Source organism: Rhodoferax sp. GW821-FHT02C08, assembly GCF_059421805.1.
In genome coordinates this window covers 120,986-142,579 of record NZ_JBWKVR010000002.1, presented here as the reverse complement: position 1 = coordinate 142,579, position 21,594 = coordinate 120,986, and the positions used below count along the sequence as shown (strand labels likewise).

Sequence of the window (21,594 nt, the reverse complement as noted above, 5' to 3'; positions counted from 1 at the left end):
ATAGAGAATTCAGAGCCAATAACGCAATATTCTGCCCGTAGCCTTGGCCTACACTGAAGTCTCTGCAACACACAGACCCCCGCCACCCTGGTCATAAGCCAGCAGCGCACCCACCGGCCCCACAAAGGTCGCGACCACCAAGCCGAATCCCCGGGCGTATCCAGGCCCGGGGAGCATGCTTCCCCCTCCCCATCCAGCGCCGTGCGGACATTCCGCTCCCCATCTTTACTTGCCCCTGGCCCAAAGGTTTGCAGGGTGGCCGAGTGAGGTTCGTCTTTGCAATTGCTACCAAATAGATAGCTACTGCCGTAGGTAAATACTGCGCCAGAGGCCATTTCGACCTATATCCTGCGGACACAAACCCGGCCCGCTTGCCCCATTTCCACAGAACCGTCGTTTGTTGATCTAGGTCACTGAAGCCGGCTGGTGGCAGGCCTAGAGTGACATGGTGCGCGCTGCCAAGAGCGCGTTACGGGCTGGTCAGCCTGCAGTCGTTGGTTGCCTCTTTAAAACCACAGTGATCGCAGGCCCGCTAAGGGATTTAACGGTGTGTCACTGGAGATGAATATGTCAGTTGTTGAACAAACATTTGGTTTTTTTACGCCCACGGTAGCTTTGATGGGTGTGGGTTGCGCCAAGGAGATTGGGCCGCAGGCCAAGTCCCTGGGGGCCCGCCATACCTTTCTGTGCACCGACGCCGGCATGGTGAAGCTGGGCCTGGCGGCCAAAGTCACGCAGATGCTGCAGGCGGCGGACATCCAGGTGACCGTATTTGGCGGCGCCGAGCCCAACCCCACGGACCGCAATGTGCATGATGGCGTGAAGCTGTACCAGGCTAAAGGCTGTGACTCCATCGTCACGCTGGGCGGCGGTAGCGCACATGACTGCGGCAAAGGCATCGGCATGGTGATTGGCAATGGCGGCCACATCCGTGACTACGAAGGTCTGGACAAAACGACCAAGCCCATGCCGCCGTTTCTGGCGGTCAACACCACCGCCGGCACTGCCGCAGAGATGACGCGCTTTTGCATCATCACCAACACCGACACGCATGTGAAGATGGCGCTGGTGGACTGGCGTTGCACACCCAATATCGCCATCAACGACCCGCTGCTGATGGTGGACATGCCCCCCGGCCTGACAGCCGCCACCGGCATGGACGCTTTGACACACGCCATTGAAGCCTATGTGTCCACAATTGCCACACCCATTACCGATGCCTGTGCCTTGCAGGCCATCCGCCTGATCTCCGAATGGCTGCGCCCGGCTGTGGCCTGTGGCACCAATGTGCAGGCGCGCGACAAGATGGCCTACGCCGAGTACCTGGCGGGCATGGCCTTCAACAGTGCCAGCCTGGGCTATGTGCACGCCATGGCGCACCAGTTGGGTGGCTTCTACAACCTGCCACACGGGGTGTGCAATGCCGTGCTCTTGCCCGAGGTGTGCACCTTCAACCTGATTGCGTGCCCGCAGCGCTTTGCCGACATCGCTCAGGCGCTGGGAGAAAACACCCGTGGCCTGTCCACCATCGCCGCAGCCGAGAAGGCCATCAGCGCCATCCGCCGCCTGGCGCGGGATGTGGGCATTCCGAAAAACCTCACCGCTTTGGGCGTGCTGGAAAAAGACCTGGAGGTCATGGCCGTCAACGCCAAGAAGGATGCCTGCCAACTGACCAACCCGCGCACCGCCACGCTGGCGCAGGTCGTGGACATCTTCAAGGTAGCGCTGGTCGCCTAAGAGCTAGAGACGCCCGTCATTGCTTTCCTGCACAAGTCGATGGGCGTGTTTTTTTATAACGTGCAGGTCTGGAGAATGCAGTGAAAGTTTCTGACCATATCGATAGCAATTACCAGCTTTTCATCAACGGAGAATGGGTGGATGGCGCCTCGGGCAAGACGTTCGAAACCTTCAGCCCCTCCACCGGCGAGCGCTTGGCCACCTGTGCCGCGGCTGACAAAGAAGACGTGGACGCCGCCGTCAAGGCCGCCTGGGATGCCTTTGCCACCTGGAAGCACACCAGCCCCACCGAGCGCGCTGCCTATCTCACTAGAATCGCCGATGCAATGGAGGCCAAGGCCCAGCATCTGGCCATGGTAGAGACGCTGGACAACGGCAAGCCGCTGCGCGAAACCACCGGTGCGGACGTGCCTTTGTCGATTGACCACTTTCGGTACTTTGCCGCTGCGATCCGCACCGAAGAAGGTAGCTCCACGCTGCTGGACAAAGACACGCTGAGCCTGGTGATGCGCGAACCGCTGGGCGTGATTGGGCAAATCATTCCGTGGAACTTTCCGCTGCTGATGGCGGCGTGGAAGATTTCGCCCGCGCTGGCCGCAGGCAATTGCATCGTGATCAAGCCTTCTTCCGACACACCTTTGAGCTTGCTGGAGCTGGCCAAGATCTTGGCCGACATCTTGCCCAAAGGCGTGGTCAACGTGGTCACCGGCAAGGGCTCCACCACCGGCGACTACATGCTGCAGCATGAGGGCTTCCGCAAGCTGGCGTTTACCGGCTCTACCGATGTGGGCTACACCGTGGCCGAGGCCGCCGCCAAAAAGCTCATTCCCGCCACGCTGGAGCTGGGCGGAAAATCGGCCAACATCGTCTTCCCCGATGCACCGTGGGACAAGGCCATCGAAGGCGTGCAACTGGGCATATTGTTCAACCAGGGACAGGTCTGCTGCGCCGGCTCGCGCCTGTTTGTGCACGCCGACATCTATAACAAGTTTGTGGACGAAACCGCCAAGGCGTTCAACAAGGTCAACGTCAATCTGCCCTGGCTCAGCGGCACGCAGATGGGGCCGCAAGTCAACCGCAAGCAGCTCAACGGCATCCTGGAATATGTGGACATTGGCCGCAAAGAAGGCGAGGTGCTGGCCGGCGGTTCGGCGGTGACCGAGGGCGAGCTGGCGAAGGGGTGTTTCATGCGCCCGACGCTCATCGCGGTGCGCAACAACCAGGCCCGGCTCTCGCAAGAGGAAATCTTTGGCCCCGTGGCCACGGTGGTCAAATTCACCGAGGTGGATGAAGTCATCGCCATGGCCAACGACAGCGAATACGGACTGGCAGGCGCCGTCTGGACCCGCGACCTCAACCGTGCATTGCGCGTGGCCATGGGCGTGGAGACCGGGCGGATGTGGGTCAACACCTATAACCAACTGCCCGCGCACGCACCGTTTGGCGGCTACAAGAAATCCGGCATTGGCCGCGAGAACCACAAGATGATGCTGGACCACTACTCTCAGTGCAAAAACATCTTCATCAGCATGGCCGAATCCAAGGTCGGCATGTATTGACCACTGCGGCACCTTGCTGCCCAGCAGCGAGGTGTGTGCGATAGGGCTTCCATCGACCAGACTCCTAGCTGCCTTGGAAGAATCCGGTTGCTCTAAATTTGAGAGCTGCTTGCGCAGGTTTTATCTGCGCTGGAGCACGATTTGACCTCAAGGACTTGTGGAGTACTTTGGGGGCGATTAGCGCCTACTCGTCTTCCGTGCCATCAACACCGATGACCCAGCGTTGCTGGTGGCGAGCCTGGTGGGGGAGTACGCGTTGTGTCGGCGGGCGTTTGGGTGGACGGATGAAGTGACGCGGACTTCGATTGAGGTTAGTTTTGCGGGTGGGGTATTTGAAGGTGCAGTTGGCCGAGAAGCTAAAGGCTTGGTGAGTAAAGGGCTCAAAGCTGCGGTTTGGGCACAGGTTCTTTGCTCTGGCCAGCGTGCCCCGCATTCCGGAAACGCCGGCAGACTAAATGCCTCGCTGCCCGATTGCCGTGCCAGTGAGGCAGTCAGGCCGCATGTACGTTAATTTTCCCGAGCAACGACCAAGGCACGACCTGTCTCGTAGAACTGTTTCACCATGGCCAAAATCTCAGTGGACTGAACTCCTCGTGTGCCTATCCAACCTTCATTCACGAAGGCGATGAACTGGGAGTTAGTCATATATCGTGGTGCATTTTCGAAAGTGATCTTTGAGCCGCCCCTAGGTCCTACCGGGCCATTCGGGCCAAGCAGAAAATGCATATATTCCCGCGGCACATACATCCCTTTTATTAACTCTCCCGAGGCAGGCCTGAGCCCGTTTTGAGGTACGAGTTTTAGCATGAAGCCATCATCATTCAGCCTGAACTGCTCGTGAGTCGATATCGAACCGATCATTCGGTGAGCAGTACTGAACTCGTCCATTAGCGCTATTTCCGAACGCAACTGAGCGTCTGGGCGGTACAGCATCTCATCGCCCTCCTCGTGCATTAGCTTGTACTGCACAAGGACGAATAGCTGAAACGATTCGTTGTAATAAAGAAGATCGACTCCGAGAGTGTGTTCCAAGTCGTTCCGATTTGCATAGATTACTTCCAGTCGTCGGTCTCCAGACGTAAACACACTTATTCCAGCTTCATGCATTGGCGTCATTCCTGGCCAATTGAAAAGGTCATGTTGGATCGCGGCTTCTTCCTGTAGAAATTGTTGCGGAATGCCTTTCATGAATGATGAAATTCTGCCCGGGCGCGAAGCAAACTTTGCGGTTCTCTCGCTTTCGTCAAGTTCCGTGAGTTGTTCTTCGCTTGGTGCCCATTCGCCGAGAACACGATCTCGTAGCTTGTTAGATCCAGAAAAAATGTCGAGTGCAATGCCAATTGCATCACGCTCTTGAAGGAGAACCTGGGCAGCTTCGCCGGTTATTCTGTAATCGGAAAACTGAAGCAAGGCGATCAGGCGATCGATTTCGCCAGCAATTTCAGGCTGTTCAGCCTTGATAGCGTCCAACACAAGCGCCCAGGTAGTTGGCGGAAAAATACCGCCAACTCCGTTAGAGACTCTAATAAAGTGCCTTTGGATTTGTAGAGAAAGGCGAGCTTCTATGGTATCGATTGAGATGTTGCCTAGTCTTACCAGGCTTGAGAATTCGATCCTATTTTTTGAAGTGACGACTTGATTTCGTTTGCGTGCAATGCAAATGAAATCGATCGTCTCTTCAGAAAACGACAAAAGTGCAATTGCCGCGCTGCCGAAAGTCCAATCTCTGACACTAAGGGCGTCAGTGAAAGGTGAGAAATCGCCTTCGACGCGCTCTCGGAGAAGGTCGGTGCGTCTGTCCTCATCAAAGCGGACGAGTATTCCGGTGGCCGGTCTTGGCATTTGGCGAATTCCTGTAGATGAGCATCGCAATACTTGACGATGACCGAGTCTAGAAGTGAAAGGCCAAACTGGACATCCCCTGATCGAGGGATATTGTCCAAGGGTAAACAAAAAGCTCCTGATTTGCTACCAAATCAGGAGCGGCTCGCGAAATGAATATGGGGGTTAGAGGCCAATAAGCTTCATATTCTTCCCCCGAAGACGAGTCAAACCACCCCAGCCCGCTCCAACATCGCATGCAGCAGCACATTGCACCCAGCGGTGATGTGCTCCGGCTTGGCATCCTCAATCTCGTTGTGGCTGATGCCGTCCTTGCAGGGGATGAAGATCATGCCGCTGGAGGTCAGCTTGGCCATATAGACGGCGTCGTGGCCGGCGCCGGATACGACGGGCATGTTGGAGTAACCCAGGCTTTTGGCGGCGCGGGCCACGGCGTCCACGCAGTTGTCGTGGAAGGCGATCGCGTTGTAGCTGGAGACCATCTCGATCTTCACGTCCACGCCGTGCTCTGTGGCCACGGTAGCGGCAAAGGCTTTGACTTCTTCGACCATCTGGTCCACCAGCGCGTCGGTGCTGTTGCGCAGGTCGATGCTGAACTTCACGCGGCCGGGAATCACGTTGCGGCTGTTCGGGAACACCTGCACCATGCCCACGGTGCCACGGCCGTGCGGCGGATGGCGGTGGGCTGCTGCCACTACGTCTTGCATGATGCGGGTGGCGGCCAGCATGGCGTCTTTGCGCAGCGCCATGGGCGTGGGGCCGGCGTGGGCTTCCATGCCGGTGACGGTGCAGTCGAACCAGCGGATACCCAGCACGCCCTGCACCACGCCGATGGTGATGTCGTTGTCTTCCAGCACCGGACCTTGCTCGATGTGCGTCTCAAAGTACGCGCCAATCGGGTGGTCGCCGGGCTCCTGGTCGCCGATGTAGCCAATGCTTTGCAGCTCGCTTTGCACGCTCTTGCCCTCGGTGTCTACCGCCGCGTAGGCGTGTTCCAACGTGAAGGCCTTGGCGAACACGCCCGAGCCCATCATCACCGGCACGAAGCGTGAGCCTTCTTCATTGGTCCAGAAGGCCACTTCAATCGGCGCCTCGGTCTCGATGCCGTGGTCGTTCAGTGTGCGTACCACCTCGATACCGGCCAGCACGCCGTAGTTGCCGTCGAACTTGCCGCCGGTCGGCTGGGTGTCGATGTGGCTGCCGGTCATGATGGGCGGCAGGCTGTTGTTGCGGCCCGGGCGGCGCATGAAGCCGTTGCCGATCTTGTCGATGGTGACGGTCATGCCGGCCTCTGTGGCCCAGCGGGTGACCAGGTCGCGGCCTTGTTTGTCCAGCTCGGTCAGGGCCAGGCGGCAGACGCCACCCTTGGGGGTAGCGCCGATCTGGGCCAGCTCCATCAGCGAGTCCCACAGGCGCGGGCCGTTGATGCGCAAGGCCTGGATTTTTTCGGAAAGTGGTGCGAGTGCGGTGTCCATACGAAACTCCAATTCAGCGGCTGACAGGGTGGGGTGCATGCAGCGCGGTCTTCTTGGCCAGCGCATCGAACTGCGGGCCAAACGGTGGGCGCTTCACGTACTTGCCGACGCCGCGCTCGGCGCGCAGGTCGCCGTTGGCATAGACCACCTTGCCCTGGCTCAGCGTGTGGCTGGGCACGCCGGTCACGGTACGGCCTTCGAAGATGTTGAAGTCGCCCAGCGACTTTTGCGTCTTGACGGACAGGGTCTTGGTGCCCGCTGGGTCCCACACCACCAGGTCGGCATCGGCGCCGGCCACCACGCAGCCTTTGCGCGGGTAGATGTTGAACAGCTTGGCGGCGTTGGCCGAGGTAATGGCGACGAACTCGCTGGGCGTGAGGCGGCCGCTGTTCACGCCTTCGTCCCAGATCACGGCCAGGCGTTCTTCCACGCCACCGCAGCCGTTCGGGATCTTGCTGAAGTCGTCCTTGCCGGCGGCCTTTTGCGCGGCGCAGAAGGTGCAATGGTCGGTCGCGGTGGTGTGCAGATGGCCGGCCTGCAGGCCGTGCCACAGCGCGTCCTGGTTGGTCTTGTTGCGGAACGGCGGGCTCATCACATGGCCGGCGGCATAGGCAAAGTCCGGGTTGCGGTACACGCTGTCGTCCACCGTCAAGTGGCCTGCTAGCACCTCGCCGTACACGCGCTGGCCGGCGGCGCGGGCGCGGGCAATGGCCTCGGCCGATTCGGCACACGACACATGCACCACGTAGATCGGCACGTTCAGCACATTGGCGATGGCGATGGCGCGCTGCGCGGCCTCGGCCTCTACCGCGGGCGGGCGCGACAACGGGTGGCCTTCGGGGCCGAGGATGCCCTTGGCCTTCATGTCGGCTTGCAGCAGGTACACCAGCTCGCCGTTCTCGGCGTGCACCGTGGGCATGGCGCCGAGTTCCAGCGCGCGCTTGAAGCTGTTCACCAGGGTTTCGTCGTCGCACATGATGGCGTTTTTATAGGCCATGAAGTGCTTGAAGCTGTTCACGCCCTCGTCCTGCACCAGGGTACCCATGTCGCGGTGCACGCTCTCGTCCCACCAGGTCACGGCAACGTGGAAGCTGTAGTCGGCGGCGGACTTTTCGGCCCATTCGCGCCAGGTGCGGTAGGCGTCCATCAGCGGCTGCTTCGGGCTGGGGATGACGAAGTCGATGATGCTGGTGGTGCCGCCGGCCAGGCCGGCCGCCGTGCCGCTGTAGAAGTCGTCCATGGTCACCGTGCCCATGAACGGCAGCTGCATATGCGTGTGCGGGTCGATGCCGCCGGGCATAACGTATTGGCCGCCGGCATCCACCACCTGGGCGCCTGCGGGTGCTGCCAGGTTGTCGCCGACTTCAGCGATCTTGCCGTCGATACACAAGACATCGGCGCGGAATGCGCGGTCGGCGTTAACTACCGTGCCGCCTCGGATCAAAACACTGGTCATGGTTGCTCCTAAATTAGTAGCTGGTGGCGCAGTTATTGTCTGCGCTACAAGCATATTTAATGCCTATTTTGTTGGACCTCAACCTACCATCTACCCCGTTCGCCCTGAGCTTGTCGAAGGAGCCTGCCCTGAGCCTGTCGAAGGGCCTGCTCAAGCGTAAAAGGGCTTCGACAAGCTCAGCCCGAACGGGGGAGAGCCTTGGTTAAGCGGCGGTGCGCATCGGGTTATTGGCGTGCGTCGTCCAATCCGCATGTTTATCGCTCACGATGAGGCCAGTGCGCAAGTCTTTTTCGCCGGGCTTCAAATCGCGCAGCGAAATGGTGTTGGGCACCGGGCAGACGGTGACGCAGAGGTTGCAGCCCACGCATTCGTCTTCCATCACCTCGAAGTGGCGCACGCCGTCTTTCATCTTGGTGATGGCCTGGTGCGAGGTGTCTTCGCAGGCGATGTGGCAGCGGCCGCAGGAGATGCACGAGTCCTGGTTGATGACGGCCTTGCTGACGTGGTTCAGGTTCAGGTTCTTCCACTCCTTGACCGTGGGCAGGGCCGCACCGCGGAAATCGTCCAGGCTCTTGAAGCCCTTGCTGTCCATGTAGTCCGACAGGCCCGAGGCCATCTCCTGCACGATCTTGAAGCCGAACACCATGGCTGCGGTGCAGACCTGCACCGTGCCGGCACCCAGGGCGATGAAGTCCAGTGCGTCGCGCCAGTTGCCCACGCCGCCGATGCCGCTGATCGGCAGGCCGCGGGTTTCGGCGTCGCGGCCGATCTCGGCCACCATGTTCAGTGCGATGGGTTTGACCGCCGGGCCGCAGTAGCCGCCGTGCGAACCCAGGCCACCGGTGGTGGGCGACATCATCAATGTGTCCGGGTCCACGCCGATGATGGAGTTGATGGTGTTGATCAGCGACACCGCGTCGGCACCGCCGCGTTTGGCGGCGCGGGCGGGCATGCGGATGTCGGTGATGTTGGGCGTGAGCTTCACGATGACCGGCAGCTTGCTGTACTGCTTGCACCAGGCGGTGACCATCTCGATGTACTCGGGCACCTGGCCCACGGCAGCGCCCATGCCGCGCTCGCTCATGCCGTGCGGGCAGCCGAAGTTCAGTTCGATGGCGTCGGCGCCGGTGTCTTCGACGCGCGGCAGGATGGCTTTCCACGACGATTCCACGCAGGGCACCATCAGCGAGACGATCATTGCGCGGTCGGGCCAGTTGCGCTTGACCTCGGTGATCTCGCGCAGGTTCAGCTCCAGGTCGCGGTCGGTGATCAACTCGATATTGTTGAAGCCCAGCATGCGCCGGTCGTTTGACAGCAGGGCGCCATAGCGCGGGCCGTTGACGTTGACGACCGGCGGGCCGGCTTCGCCCAGCGTCTTCCAGACCACGCCGCCCCAGCCGGCTTCGAAAGCGCGGTTCACGTTGTAGGCCTTGTCGGTGGGTGGCGCGGAGGCCAGCCAGAAGGGGTTGGGCGTCTTCACGCCGGCGAAGGTGGTGGACAGATCAGCCATGGTTCAATTCCTTGTGCATGCTTTCAGCGGCGCGTTTGCCGTGCTCTACGGCTTCTACGGTCAGGTCGCGGCCGCCGGCGCGACAGTCGCCACCGGCCCATACGCCCTGCAGGTTGGTCTTGCCGTCTTCGGCGGTCACGATGCGGCCGCCTTGCAGGGTCAAGCCAGTGGCTTGCAGCGGGCTGTCGTCCAGCTTCTGACCGATGGCCTTGAACACCATGTCGGCACCCAGCACCAGCTCCTTGCCGGTGGCCTGCAGCTTGCCGTCCACCAGGGTTTGCTCGGCAAAGCGCACGCCGGTGGCGTGGCTGCTGCCCAGCACTTCGACCGGTGCCAGCCAGTGGTGCAGCACCACGCCGTTGGTTTGTGCCCACTCTTGCTCGGCTGCCGATGCGCCCATGGTTTCCACGCCGCGGCGGTAGACCATGTGCACCTCTTCAGCGCCCAGCAGCTTGGCCTGCACGGCGGCGTCCACAGCGGTCATGCCGCCGCCGATCACCACTACGCGGCGGCCCACGGGCAGCTGGTTTACGTGTTCGATCTGGCGAAGCTCGGCGATGAAGTCCACCGCGTTGCGCACGTTCGCCAGTGCCTCACCCGGTACGCCCAGGGCTTGCACCTTGGACAGGCCCAGGCCCAGGAACACGGCGTCATATTCGGTCTGCAGCTTGTCGAGCGAGGCCGCGCCGTCAAAGCGCCAGCTGTTCTGGATGGTGATGCCGCCGATGTCCAGCAGCCACTGCACTTCCTTCTGTGCGAAGTCGTCCACCGTCTTGTAGCTGGCCAGGCCGTATTCGTTCAGGCCGCCGGCCTTGGGCTTGGCGTCGAAGATGACCACATCGTTGCCCAACCGCGCCAGGCGGTGTGCGCAGGCCAGACCGGCCGGGCCGGAGCCGACCACGGCGATGCGCTTGCCGGTGGGGGCTGCGCGGGTAAACAGCTGTGGCTGGGGGCTGGCCATCAGCGCATCGACGGCGTGGCGCTGCAGGCGGCCGATCTGGATCGGCGTGTCGGTCTGGGTGTTGCGCACGCAAGACTGTTCGCACAGCACCTCGGTGGGGCAGACCCGGGCGCACATGCCGCCCAGGGGGTTGGCTTCCAGAATCGTGCGTGCCGCGCCGCGCAGGTTGCCGTCGGAGATGCTTTTGATGAAGCTGGGCACGTCGATGTCGGTAGGGCAAGCGGTCTGGCAGGGCGCATCGAAGCAGTACAGGCAGCGCTCGGATTCGAGCATGGCCTGGGATGCGTTCAGGGGGGGCGTGGCGTCGGCAAAGTGCTGCGCGTACTGCGCGGCGCTGAGGCGGCCGGCGCGGATGTCCGGTGCGGCCGGTGTGGATAGTTCTGGCACGGTAACTCCTGTGGCTGTGGTTCCCAGGTGGGGCGCACTGCACCAATCTGCAGCACGCCATGCCCGGAATTGGCTGGGGGCGTCCAAATCCTGACCAAATGGTCAAGAAGTGCCGACGATATTGCAAAAGCCATGCCAGGCGCATAGGGAATCTACTGAGCTGCTTTGGGGCTATGTCGCAGAACGCAAAGCTGCCGCTTAATTACCCCTAGACTGCGGCCATGGACTACTTCACCACCGTCTTCCGCCCCTTCGCCCCCCATGACAGCTTCTGGACCCAGCGCACGGAGGACTACGGCGCCATCCGTGCCTCGCGTGCCTATCTGTGCCAATGCGGGCGGCCGGTCTTCTTCCGCAACAGTGCCTGCCTGTCCTGCGGCACGCCGCTGGGCTTTGTGGTTGAAAGCTCGCGTCTGGAGCCATTGGCGCAAGTGGCCGATGCGCCGGGCCAATGGACACTGTGGAGCACCCCTGACGGGCCGCGTTTTCGGCGTTGTGCCAATCTGGACATGGTGGGCTGCAATTGGCTGGTGTCGGGCGATGCAGCGCCCGGCACGGTGTGCCTGGCCTGCAGCCTGAACCGCACAGTGTCCAACCCGTCGGACCCCATGAACCTGGCCGCCTGGCGTGCGTTGGAGATGGCCAAGCGCCACCTGGTGGCGCAGCTGTTGGCCATGGGCTTGCCGGTGGAGCCACGCAACGCGCAAGCGCCGGAGGTTTTGGGCCTGGCGTTTGACTTCCTGCGGCCCACGCCCGAGCAGCCGGTGCTGACCGGCCACGACCACGGCCTGATCACGCTGAATATGGACGAGGCCGACGACGCCCGTCGCGAGCAGGTGCGCACGCAGATGGGCGAGTCCTACCGTACCCTGCTAGGGCATTTTCGGCACGAGGTGGGCCACTACTACTGGGACCGGCTGGTGCTAAATAGCACCTGGCTGGACGACTACCGCAGCCTGTTTGGCGACGAGCGGGCCAACTATGCCGAGGCCCTGCAGCGCAACTACACCCAGGGCCCGCCGCCCGACTGGGCGCAGCATTTTGTCAGCAGCTATGCCAGCACCCACCCTTGGGAAGACTGGGCCGAGACCTGGGCGCACTACCTGCACATGGTGGATACCCTGGGCACGGCCATGCGCTTTGGCCTGGACGCGAAAGATGTGGAGCTGCCCTACGCGCCGTTCACGGTCGATGCGCTGTGGCGCCCGCAAAACCCGGATGCCGAGGGTTTTCTACAGATCGTCAATGGCTGGGTGGAGTTGACCGGCGTGCTCAACGAGATGTCGCGCAGCATGGGCGAGCCGGACTTTTACCCCTTTGTGCTGACACCGGCCGTGGTGGCCAAGCTGCAGTTCATCCACTGCGTGGTGCTGCAGGCGCGCCAGCCAGGGCCGGCGGATGGGCCGGCTCCGATGCAAACGCAAACGCAAACGCAGGCGCAGGCGCAGCAGACTACGTCTTAAAACGCAGCCCAGTCGTCATCGTTGGGCTTGGCCACCGGTGCCGCGGCGCGCGGGGCGGCCAACGGCGGGCCTGCAGGCTTTTTGGCCAATGCCTTGGGTGCCGCTGGCGGCTTGGGCATGGCTGGGCGGTGCGGCGCCGCCACTGCGGGCCGCGAGGGCGCAGACACCCTGTGGCTGTCTTCCAGCTTGAACAGCGACACCACCTGTACCAAGTCGGCGGCCTGGGTTTGCAGGCTGCCTGCCGCAGCGGCCATCTGTTCCACCAGGGCGGCGTTTTGTTGCGTGACCTGGTCGATCTGGTTGATGGCCTCGCCCACCTGGGACACACCCTGGCTTTGCTCACTGCTGGCTGCGCTGATTTCTCCCACGATGTCGGTCACGCGGCGGATGGAGCTAACCACCTCGGTCATGGTGGTGCCGGCCTGGTCCACCAGTACCGTGCCCTGGGCCACGCGTTCCACGCTGGCATTGATGAGTTGTTTGATCTCCTTGGCGGCCTCGGCGCTGCGCCCGGCCAGGCTGCGCACCTCACTGGCCACCACGGCGAAACCACGGCCTTGCTCGCCGGCCCGGGCGGCTTCCACGGCGGCATTGAGTGCCAGGATGTTGGTCTGGAAGGCGATGCCGTCGATCACGCTGATGATGTCGGCGATCTTCTGCGAGCTTTCGTTGATGCCCTTCATGGTCTGCACCACCTGGCCCACGACCTCGCCGCCCTGTATGGCTACGGTGGAGGCCTGCATGGCCAACTGGTTGGCCTGGCGCGCGTTGTCGGCGTTTTGCTTGACGGTGGAGTTCAGCTCTTCCATGGACGCGGCGGTCTGCTCCAGTGCGCTGGCCTGGTTCTCGGTGCGCGCGCTCAGGTCGTTATTGCCTTGGGCGATTTCGGCGCTGGCGGTGGATACGCCGTCTGCCCCCTGGCGTACGCTGGACACCACCTTGACCAGGTTGGCCTGCATGTCCTGCAGACTGGACAGCAGCTGGCCGACTTCGTCGTTACCGCTTTTCTCGATATGCCCGGTCAGGTCGCCGGTGGCTACCTGGCGCGCCGCACCATTGGCTTGGGCCAGTGGGAGGATGATGGAGCGCGACAGCCACCAGGCGCAGCCCACGCCGAACACCACGCCGAACAGCCCTAGGCCAATCAGCAGGTTGCGGCCCTGGGTGTTGTTGTCGGCAATGCCTTGGGCACTCACGTCGATTTCATGGCGCTGGGCCTTCATCAGCGCGTCCAGCGCGTCCAGATAGGCCTTGCCAGCAGGCACAAACTTTTGCTCCAGCAACTGGTTGGCTTCTTCGGATTTCTCTTCCTTCTTCAAGGCCGATACGGCGTCGCGGTTGGTGACATAGGTCTTTCGCGCCTCACCCACTGCGGCGAAGAGCTTCTTTTCCTCGTCGGACGTCATCAGGGCTTCCACAGCCTTCTGGGCCTTGCTGGAGCGTTCGGTGGCTTCGGCCGCATCCTGGGCGAAATAGGTGGCCAAAGACGGGTCGCTGCTCTTGGCAATAGCCGTGGTGCGGCGCACGCTGGTGTGGATGTCCCGGTACCAGTCACTGATGATGCGCTCTGTCTGGATCGGGTTGTTCAGCATGTATTGGGTCGAGTCCGCCGAGCTGTTGAGCTTGCTGATACCCACCAGCATGGAGATCAGCGAAAGCAGCAGAATGAACGCGAATCCCAAACCCAGGCGCTTGGTGATGGAGAGGTTGGAACTGGAGGCTGCCATGGCGGGGTCCTTGTAGCGTAGAAGGTGTTGCTTTGTACAAGCGCCGTGCATGAATTACAAGCGCGATTGCGCTCTTGCACATTGTTGCAAATAGGCATTAGTAATTTGACAATCGCCATGGGGTGGCACCGTACGCCACAATGTGTGGATTCGCCCGCGTGGGCCTGTTTGATCTCTTTCTATGGCTCGTAGCAGCAAAATCCTGGCCCTGTTGATCGCCGTACTGTTGGCCGTTTACGCGGCTATTGCGGTCGTCCAGCTGAAGCAGCAGGATGGTTTGAGCCAGGTCAGCCGGCGCGGTGACCGGGACGTGGTGTGGAGCGTGGTGCAGCTGGAGGTTGAGTATTTCCGTTTCTCTGCTGCGCTGGACCACCGCATCTTCAGTCCCCAGGATGCCGCCCAGGATGAGCTGCAGCTGCGCTACGACCTGTTTGTGAGCCGCGTGGCTTCGCTCTACACCGGCGAGTCGGCGGCCTTGCTGAGGAACCAGAAGCTGATGCAGGAGGTGCGCTCTTCGGTACAGCAGTTTGTCGCGCAGGCCGATGCGGTATTGGACCCGGCGGCCAAGCCTCCAACCCGAGAGCAGCTGCTGGCATTGCAAAGCCATGTGGCCACGTTGCGCGAGCCCATACGCAATCTGTCGCTGGAGGCCTCGCAGTCCGCATCCGAGGTGGTGGACCGGCGTACGGTGGAGGTGCATCGCCAGACCACCACCACCCGGCTGTTGACGCTGTTCCAGGCATTGCTGACCTTTGGCCTGGTGCTGGCGTTCTATCTGCAGTACCGCCAGCGTGAGGCGGCCCGTCAACAGGCGCAGACGCAGCGCCTGCAAGTGCTGGAGGCGGGAGCCCGGTTGGAGACCGAGGCCGTGCAACGCGCTGCCCAGGCCGATCTGCAGGAGATCACGGCCGCGCTGCCCCTGGTGGTGTACCGCCTGCAGTGTTTTCCCGACGGCCGCCGCCGCTATACCTATATGAGCGATCGGGCGCAGGAGATTCTGGGTATCTCGGTGGACGCGGTGTTGCGCGATCCTGCGGAACTGGACCGCGTGGTCCATGCCGCCGACCGGGCTGATCGGGTGCGGCTGGAAGCCCAGGCCCTGCTGCATATGCAGCCCGCCGCGCAGGACCTGCGCATCTGGCATCCGAATGGCAACACGCACTGGGTGCATTGCGCCTCGGTACCCCGGGCATTGCCTGATGGCTCGGTGCTGTTCACCGGCTATCTACAGGTGGTGGACGCCATCAAGGAGCGTGAAAACCGCCTGCGCGAGGTGACCGAGCAGCAGCAAGTCATTTTTGACAACATCCCCTCGGGCGTAGTGTTCGCCGCTGACGGCCTGATTCGCCAGTACAACGCCGGTTTTGCCAGCATCGTCGGCCTGCCCGGCGTGGACCTGGGTGAGCGCAGCCTGGCCATGCTGTTTGACACGCCGCAGGCTTTTGCCGAGTTTGAGGCCGAGGTGGGGCTGCCGCTGGCCAATGGCGAGCGGGTGGAGCTGGAGCGCAGCTTCTGCCGGGCCGATGGCAGTACTTTCGAGGGGCGTCTGGTCGGCTTGCGGGTTGCCGTGGCGGCCTATGTGGAGGCGGTGATCTGGTTGCTGGATGACATCAGCGAGCGCAAACACGCCGAAGCCGAGATGCGTCGCGCCAAAGAGCTGGCCGAGGACACCAACCGTTTCAAGAGCGACTTTCTGGCCAATATGAGCCATGAAATCCGTACGCCCATGAACGCCGTCATCGGCATGTCCTACCTGGCCCTGAAGACCGACCTGTCGCCGCGTCAGCGCGACTACCTGGGCAAGATCCACCAGTCCGGCCAGCACCTGCTGGGCGTGATCAACGACATTCTGGACTTCTCCAAGGTCGAGGCCGGCAAGCTGACGGTGGAAAACCAGCCCTTCACGCTGGACGACCTGCTGAACAACGTAGCCAATGTGGTGGCCGAGAAGGCCAGCGCCAAGGGCCTGGAGCTGGTTTGCGATGTGCGCTCCGACGTGCCGCAAAGTCTGAGCGGTGACGTGCTGCGCCTGGGCCAGGTCTTGATCAATCTGGTCAACAACGCCGTCAAGTTCACCGAGCAGGGCGAGATCAGCATTACCGTGCGCGTGCAGGACAGCACGGCTGAGCACATCCTGTTGCGCTTTGAGGTGCGTGATACCGGTATTGGCATGACGGCCGAGCAGCAAGGCCGCCTGTTCCAGAGCTTCAGCCAGGCCGATAGCTCCATCACCCGCAAATACGGCGGTACCGGCCTGGGCCTGGCCATTAGCAAGGCGCTGGCCGAGGCCATGGGCGGCGCGGTGGGGGTCAGCAGCGAATTTGGCGAGGGCTCGACCTTCTGGTTCACCGCCCGCGTCGGCCTGGATAGCACACGCCCGTCTCAGCGCCGGGCCGACCTGGACCTGCGCGGCCGCCGGGTGCTGGTGGTGGACGACAACGCGCACGCCGCCCAGGTGCTGGCCGAGATGCTGCAGGCCATGGGTTTCGAGGTGGAGGTCGTGCATTCCGGGGCGCTGGCGGTGGCTGCGGTCAGAGACGCCGCGGCCCGGGCCCAGGCTTTCGACATCGCTCTGCTGGACTGGCAGATGCCCGGCATGGACGGCCTGCAAACCGCCCGCGCCATCGCTGCACTGCCCTTACCCAAACAGCCCAAGCCCATACTCGTGACCGCCTACGGCCGCGAGGAATTGGTACCCAACGCGCACGACGCCGGCATCCAGGATCTGCTGATCAAGCCGGTCAACGCCTCGCTGCTGTTCGACACCCTGATGCAGGCCATGGGGCGCGGCGTGCAGTCGGCCCGCGTGGTGGACGATGCCCGCGCCGGGCTGGATGCGCTGGCCCCCCTGGCCGGTGCCCGGGTCTTGCTGGTGGAAGACAACGACCTCAACCAGCAGGTCGCCAGCGAGCTGCTGGCCGAGGCTGGCATGCTGGTGGTCCTGGCCGACAACGGCCAGCAGGCGCTGGACATGATTGCCCAGTCGCATGCCACCCAAACCTACGACCTGGTGCTGATGGACATGCAGATGCCGGAGCTTGACGGTGTGAGCGCCACCCGCCTGATCCGCCAGGATAGCCGTAGCACCGCGCTGCCGGTTATTGCCATGACGGCCAATGCCATGGCCACCGATCGCCAGCGCTGCCTGGATGCCGGCATGAACGACTTTGTGACCAAACCCGTAGAACCCGAAGAGCTGTGGCGCGTTCTGGCCCGCTGGATACGCCCGCACCGTGGCCTGGGCCAGGTACGGCGCACCGAGGGCACTTTTGGCAGTCCGACCGACGAGGCCCACATGGCCGCCTTGCGTGCGATTTCCGGGCTGGATGTGGCATCCGGCCTGCGCCGCGCCATGGGCAAGCCGCAGCGCTACTTCGACATGTTGCGCAGCTTTGCTGCCGGCCAGGGCGGGGCGGTGGATGCGGTACTGGAGCGCTTGCGGGCCGGTGATCTCGCCAGCGCCGAGCGTGCTGCCCACACGCTGAAGGGCACGGCGGGCAATATTGGAGCCACGGCTCTGCAGGCTGCGGCCGAGGCGCTGGAGCAGGCTCTTCACCACCAACCCTCAGATACGGTGCAGGCCCTGGCCGACCGCACCCGCCAACAGCTCGACGCCCTGGTTGCCGCCATCACTCCGCTGTTGCCGGCAGAGCGTGCGCCAGCGGAGCCGCTGGTGGTGGATCTGGAGCAGGCCCAAGCCGTGCGTGCGCAACTGGCCCGCCTGCTGCGGGAGGACGATGCCGAAGCCATTGAGTTGCTGCAGCAGCACGCCAGCCTGCTGCGCCACGGCCTGCAAGACGCCTACGCCGGCATCGCCGCTGCGATAGCGCGCTACGACTTCGGGGCTGCGCTGCAACAGCTGGAGCAGGCGCAGGCCTGAATGCTATTGAATTAAGAGCTGCTTGCGCAGATAGAACCTGCGCTGTAGGTCATTTTGGCAGTGAATTTTTGAACGTTCAACCGTTCAACCGCTCAGTCGTTTGCCAGATAGGCTGGATGGCTGGTGCGGATCTGGTCCACCTGGTTGAGCGTACCTGACAAATGCTTGCGCAGCGCCGCTTGGGCGGCCGTGGCATCGCCTTGTTCAATGGCATCCACGATCTCGGTATGGTCGCGCACCACCGCCAAGGTCTTGCCCTCGACCGGCAGATGCAGGCGGCGCAACCGGTCGATGTGGCCGCTCAGTCTGCGTACCAGGTTCCACAACTCGGGCACGCCGGCGGCTTCATACATCTGGCGGTGAAAAGCCTGGTCGTATAGCGCGAATTGCTCGTAGTTCTTCAGGTCGCACAGCTCGGTCTGACGCGCAATGGTTGTGCGCAGCTGCGTGATCAAGCCGGCGTCGCGCCGTTCCGACAGGGTGCGCACCACTTCCAGCTCGATGGAGCGGCGCAGGAAGTGCGCCTGCAGTGCCGAGGTCACGTTGATCTGGCTGACCACGGTGGCGTGCTGCGGAAAGATGTCTACCAGCCCCTCTTCGCCCAGTTTCATGAGCGCATCGCGCACCGGCGTCTGGCTCAGACCATAGCGGCTGGCTAGCTCGGCACGGGACAGTACCGTGCCGGGGGCGAGTTCCAGAGACAAGATCATGTCGCGCAAACGCTCGAAAACCTGTGGCGCCGCGTGGCGGGAACGGTCCAGACGGGTGACCGGTAGTGGGGAATCGCTGGCTGGCATAAGCACTTATTACAGAAATAACCAGGCGGATTATAGGTAGTACTTACCCTGCTGACGCACTAATACATTAGTACTTTAATAGAGGGTCTAGCGCAAATGCCCCACCACTACTACTGCCACGTTCCATGACACGCCAAACCACCATTACCCATGTCCGCATCACCCCGATCGCCTTTCGTGACGGCCCCTTGCTAAATGCCGCCGGCATCCACGAACCGTGGGCGCTGCGCTCCATCGTTGAATGCGAGACCAGCGACGGGCGGGTCGGCATTTCCGAGACCTATGGCGATGAGCCCATGCTGCGCGTGCTGGAGCAGGCCAAATCCCTGGTGTTGGGGCTGTCGCCGTTTGACCTGAACGCCATGGAACAGCGGGTACGTGCCACCATCCAGCCCAGCGTCGGGGCCATCGAGTTTGAACTGGCCCCGGGCTCGCACACAGCGAAGAACGCAGCCAAGGTGATCAGCACTTTCGAGGTCGCCATGTTGGATTTGCAGGGCCAGATCGTCGGCGCGCCCATCGTGGATCTGCTTGGTGGCAAAGTGCGTGATGCCGTGCCCTACAGCGCCTACCTCTTCTTCAAGTACGCCGAGCACGTGGACAAGCCCTATGCGCCAGATGCCTGGGGCGAAGGCCTGAGCCCGGAACAAATCGTGGCCCAGGCACGCCGCATGATCGATCTGTATGGCTTTCAAAGCATCAAGCTGAAGGGCGGCGTGTTTGAACCGGCGCACGAGATCGCCTGCATGCGCGCGCTGCACCAGGCCTTCCCCGGCCTGCCTCTGCGCCTGGACCCGAACGCCAACTGGTCGCTGCAAACCAGCATCCAGGCCGCACCCGAGCTGGACGAATTGTTGGAGTATTACGAAGACCCCTGCCCCGGTCTGGCCGGCATGGCGACGCTGGCCACGCATACCCGTTTGCCCTTGGCCACGAATATGGTGATCACCACCATGGAGGACTTCCGCCGTGGTGCCGAGATGGGTTCGGTCAAGGTTCTGCTGTCTGACCACCACTACTGGGGAGGCCTGCGTGTGACGCAGACCCTGGCCCGCATGTGTGCGCTGTGGGGGCTGGGCATGTCCATGCATTCCAACTCGCACCTGGGCATCAGCCTGATGGCCATGACCCATGTGGCCGCGAGTATCCCCAACCTGACCTATGCCTGCGATACCCACTACCCCTGGCAGGAGGAAGAGGTCATCCAGGGCGGCCGCGTGGTGTTCGACAACGGTGCGGTACGCGTACCCACCACGCCCGGCCTGGGTGTGGAACTGGACCGCGAACGCCTGGCCGAGTTGCATGCGCAGTACCTGTCCTGTGGCGTACGCAACCGCGACGACCTGAAGCAGATGCAGAAGTACGAGCCCAGCTTCACCGGCAAGAACCCGCGTTTTTAAGCAGAAACAAGGGCCATCAGTGCCTCACCCGTGCCAATAAGGAAACCAGTCCATGAATACATCCAATCCGTCCGCGTCCCGGTCCGCCAGGGCCGATACGCTGGCCCGCGCCGTCAGCAAGATCAAGTGGCATGTGCTGCCACTATTTGTCGTGATGTTCATAGTGAACTACATCGACCGGGTGAACATCGGCTTTGTCCGCCAGCATCTGGCGACAGACCTGGGCATAGGCGCGGCAGCCTACGGACTGGGTGCCGGGCTGTTTTTTGTCAGCTATGCGCTGTTTGAAGTGCCGTCCAACATGATGCTGCAGTGCTTTGGTGCGAAGGTGTGGTTGACCCGCATCATGGTCACCTGGGGGCTGGCCGCCACCGGCATGGCTTTCGTGCAGGGCGAGACTTCGTTCTATGTGATGCGGCTGCTGCTGGGCGCAGCCGAGGCGGGTTTTTTCCCGGGCGTGCTGTACTACTTCACCCAGTGGTTGCCACGCGACCAGCGCGGCAAGGCTATGGCGATCTTTCTCAGCGGATCTGCGCTGGCGTCGGTTCTGTCTGGGCCGATTTCGGGTGGGCTGATGCTGATCAACGGCGCAGGCCTGCATGGCTGGCAGTGGATGTTTCTTATCGAAGGCATGGCCTCGGTGGTGTTGGCTGGCTTTGTATGGTTCTGGCTGGACTCCAAGCCACAGGATGCGCAATGGCTGAGCCGCGCGGAGCAGGACGCGGTGGTGGATGAGATCGCCGAGGAACAGCGCGAGCGCGACGCCATGCACACGGCCAAGCCCTCGGTCTGGAGCTTGTTGCGCGATCCACAAATACTGATCTTCTGCCTGATCTATTTCTCGATCTCCCTGACCATTTACGGTGCCACCTTCTGGCTGCCCAGCATCATCCGCAAGATGGGCCAATTGAACGACTTCCAGGTGGGGCTGTACAACTCGATTCCCTGGCTGATCTCCATCGTGGCGATGTATTTCTTCGCCGGCATGGCGGGGCGCTTCAAATTCCAGCAAGCCTGGGTGTCTTGCGTGCTGGTCATTGCGGCACTGGGCATGTACGCCGCAGGCAAGGGCAGTCCGGCGTTCTCGTTTGTAGCCATCTGTTTCGCGGCCATCGGCTTCAAGGCAGCATCTTCCTTGTTCTGGCCGATTCCACAGGGCTATCTGGACGCACGCATTGCGGCGGCGGTACTGGCGCTGATCAATTCCATCGGCAATCTCGGCGGCTTTGTGGCGCCAGCCACCTTTGGCTACCTGGAGCAGCAAAGCGGCTCGATCGAGGGCGGCATGACCGGGCTGGCTGCGATGTCCATCCTCGCCGCAGTGGTGGTCTTCTTTGCGCGCATGACGCCGCGCGGGGGCAAACCTGCCGCCGAACGAGGCGTGGCCATCTGAGTGGTAT

Annotated in this window: 13 protein-coding genes; 6 read left to right on the top strand and 7 right to left on the bottom strand. The window is 62.3% G+C overall.

Translation table 11 applies throughout. The annotated features are described in order from the left end of the window. Positions 1-561: 561 nt before the first annotated feature. Together AC07VY_RS02885 and AC07VY_RS02880 are read left to right on the top strand one after the other, a co-directional pair. Complete coding sequence (locus tag AC07VY_RS02885; protein WP_495096216.1) at positions 562-1,737, top strand: iron-containing alcohol dehydrogenase; 1,176 nt, start codon at positions 562-564, stop codon at positions 1,735-1,737. An 80-nt stretch (positions 1,738-1,817) separates the two neighbouring features. Further along, positions 1,818-3,296, top strand: coding sequence for an aldehyde dehydrogenase family protein (locus tag AC07VY_RS02880; protein ID WP_495096215.1), 1,479 nt, complete (start codon positions 1,818-1,820; stop codon positions 3,294-3,296). A gap of 507 nt (positions 3,297-3,803) precedes the next feature. Here the strand turns inward: AC07VY_RS02880 and AC07VY_RS02875 are convergent. From AC07VY_RS02875 to AC07VY_RS02855, 5 genes are all read right to left on the bottom strand, one after another. Continuing rightward, entirely contained in the window at positions 3,804-5,138 is a 1,335-nt protein-coding gene (locus AC07VY_RS02875; protein WP_495096214.1) for a hypothetical protein, read from the bottom strand. A 206-nt stretch (positions 5,139-5,344) separates the two neighbouring features. Then, a complete protein-coding gene (locus AC07VY_RS02870) occupies positions 5,345-6,613 on the bottom strand; it encodes a Zn-dependent hydrolase (RefSeq protein ID WP_495096213.1) in 1,269 nt (422 codons plus the stop codon). A gap of 13 nt (positions 6,614-6,626) precedes the next feature. Next, the gene (gene hydA / locus AC07VY_RS02865; protein WP_495096212.1) at positions 6,627-8,069 is read right to left on the bottom strand and encodes a dihydropyrimidinase; all 1,443 of its coding nucleotides are present in this window, start codon (positions 8,067-8,069) and stop codon (positions 6,627-6,629) included. Positions 8,070-8,271: 202 nt separating this feature from the next. Next, positions 8,272-9,579: an NAD-dependent dihydropyrimidine dehydrogenase subunit PreA gene (preA, locus tag AC07VY_RS02860; protein WP_495096211.1), complete on the bottom strand. Its 1,308-nt coding sequence runs from the start codon at positions 9,577-9,579 to the stop codon at positions 8,272-8,274. Continuing rightward, a complete protein-coding gene (locus AC07VY_RS02855; RefSeq protein ID WP_495096210.1) occupies positions 9,572-10,927 on the bottom strand; it encodes an NAD(P)-dependent oxidoreductase in 1,356 nt (451 codons plus the stop codon). The genes preA and AC07VY_RS02855 overlap by 8 nt, the downstream gene beginning before the upstream one ends. 221 nt (positions 10,928-11,148) lie before the next feature. Here AC07VY_RS02855 and AC07VY_RS02850 point away from each other — a divergent pair, with 221 nt between their 5' ends. Further along, positions 11,149-12,390 (top strand): zinc-binding metallopeptidase family protein, encoded by a 1,242-nt coding sequence (locus AC07VY_RS02850; RefSeq protein ID WP_495096209.1) that lies wholly within the window; start codon positions 11,149-11,151, stop codon positions 12,388-12,390. Here AC07VY_RS02850 and AC07VY_RS02845 read toward each other — a convergent pair. Next, positions 12,387-14,117, bottom strand: a complete 1,731-nt coding sequence (locus tag AC07VY_RS02845) for a methyl-accepting chemotaxis protein (RefSeq protein WP_495096208.1) — start codon at positions 14,115-14,117, stop codon at positions 12,387-12,389. The two genes, AC07VY_RS02850 and AC07VY_RS02845, sit on opposite strands and share 4 nt — an antisense overlap. A 181-nt stretch (positions 14,118-14,298) precedes the next feature. On the opposite strand from AC07VY_RS02845, the gene AC07VY_RS02840 reads away from it, so the two are divergent. Beyond that, a complete protein-coding gene (locus tag AC07VY_RS02840; RefSeq protein ID WP_495096207.1) occupies positions 14,299-17,997 on the top strand; it encodes a hybrid sensor histidine kinase/response regulator in 3,699 nt (1,232 codons plus the stop codon). Positions 17,998-18,089: 92 nt separating this feature from the next. Here the strand turns inward: AC07VY_RS02840 and AC07VY_RS02835 are convergent, their stop codons facing one another. Further along, the gene (locus tag AC07VY_RS02835) at positions 18,090-18,794 is read right to left on the bottom strand and encodes a GntR family transcriptional regulator (protein WP_495075743.1); all 705 of its coding nucleotides are present in this window, start codon (positions 18,792-18,794) and stop codon (positions 18,090-18,092) included. Between the two features lie 125 nt (positions 18,795-18,919). Between AC07VY_RS02835 and AC07VY_RS02830 the strand changes: the two genes are divergently transcribed. Both AC07VY_RS02830 and AC07VY_RS02825 read left to right on the top strand, forming a co-directional pair. Then, positions 18,920-20,194: a glucarate dehydratase family protein gene (locus AC07VY_RS02830; RefSeq protein WP_495096206.1), complete on the top strand. Its 1,275-nt coding sequence runs from the start codon at positions 18,920-18,922 to the stop codon at positions 20,192-20,194. A gap of 52 nt (positions 20,195-20,246) precedes the next feature. Beyond that, a complete protein-coding gene (locus AC07VY_RS02825) occupies positions 20,247-21,587 on the top strand; it encodes an MFS transporter (RefSeq protein WP_495096205.1) in 1,341 nt (446 codons plus the stop codon). Positions 21,588-21,594: the final 7 nt, after the last annotated feature.

Coding starts and splice junctions, on each gene's coding strand:
- hydA (WP_495096212.1), bottom strand. CDS start 8,069: ATGACCAGTGTTTTGATCCGAGGCGGCACGGTAGTTAACGCCGACCGC.
- AC07VY_RS02840 (WP_495096207.1), top strand. CDS start 14,299: ATGGCTCGTAGCAGCAAAATCCTGGCCCTGTTGATCGCCGTACTGTTG.
- AC07VY_RS02885 (WP_495096216.1), top strand. CDS start 562: ATGAATATGTCAGTTGTTGAACAAACATTTGGTTTTTTTACGCCCACG.
- AC07VY_RS02825 (WP_495096205.1), top strand. CDS start 20,247: ATGAATACATCCAATCCGTCCGCGTCCCGGTCCGCCAGGGCCGATACG.
- AC07VY_RS02850 (WP_495096209.1), top strand. CDS start 11,149: ATGGACTACTTCACCACCGTCTTCCGCCCCTTCGCCCCCCATGACAGC.
- AC07VY_RS02875 (WP_495096214.1), bottom strand. CDS start 5,138: ATGCCAAGACCGGCCACCGGAATACTCGTCCGCTTTGATGAGGACAGA.
- preA (WP_495096211.1), bottom strand. CDS start 9,579: ATGGCTGATCTGTCCACCACCTTCGCCGGCGTGAAGACGCCCAACCCC.
- AC07VY_RS02870 (WP_495096213.1), bottom strand. CDS start 6,613: ATGGACACCGCACTCGCACCACTTTCCGAAAAAATCCAGGCCTTGCGC.
- AC07VY_RS02835 (WP_495075743.1), bottom strand. CDS start 18,794: ATGCCAGCCAGCGATTCCCCACTACCGGTCACCCGTCTGGACCGTTCC.
- AC07VY_RS02830 (WP_495096206.1), top strand. CDS start 18,920: ATGACACGCCAAACCACCATTACCCATGTCCGCATCACCCCGATCGCC.
- AC07VY_RS02845 (WP_495096208.1), bottom strand. CDS start 14,117: ATGGCAGCCTCCAGTTCCAACCTCTCCATCACCAAGCGCCTGGGTTTG.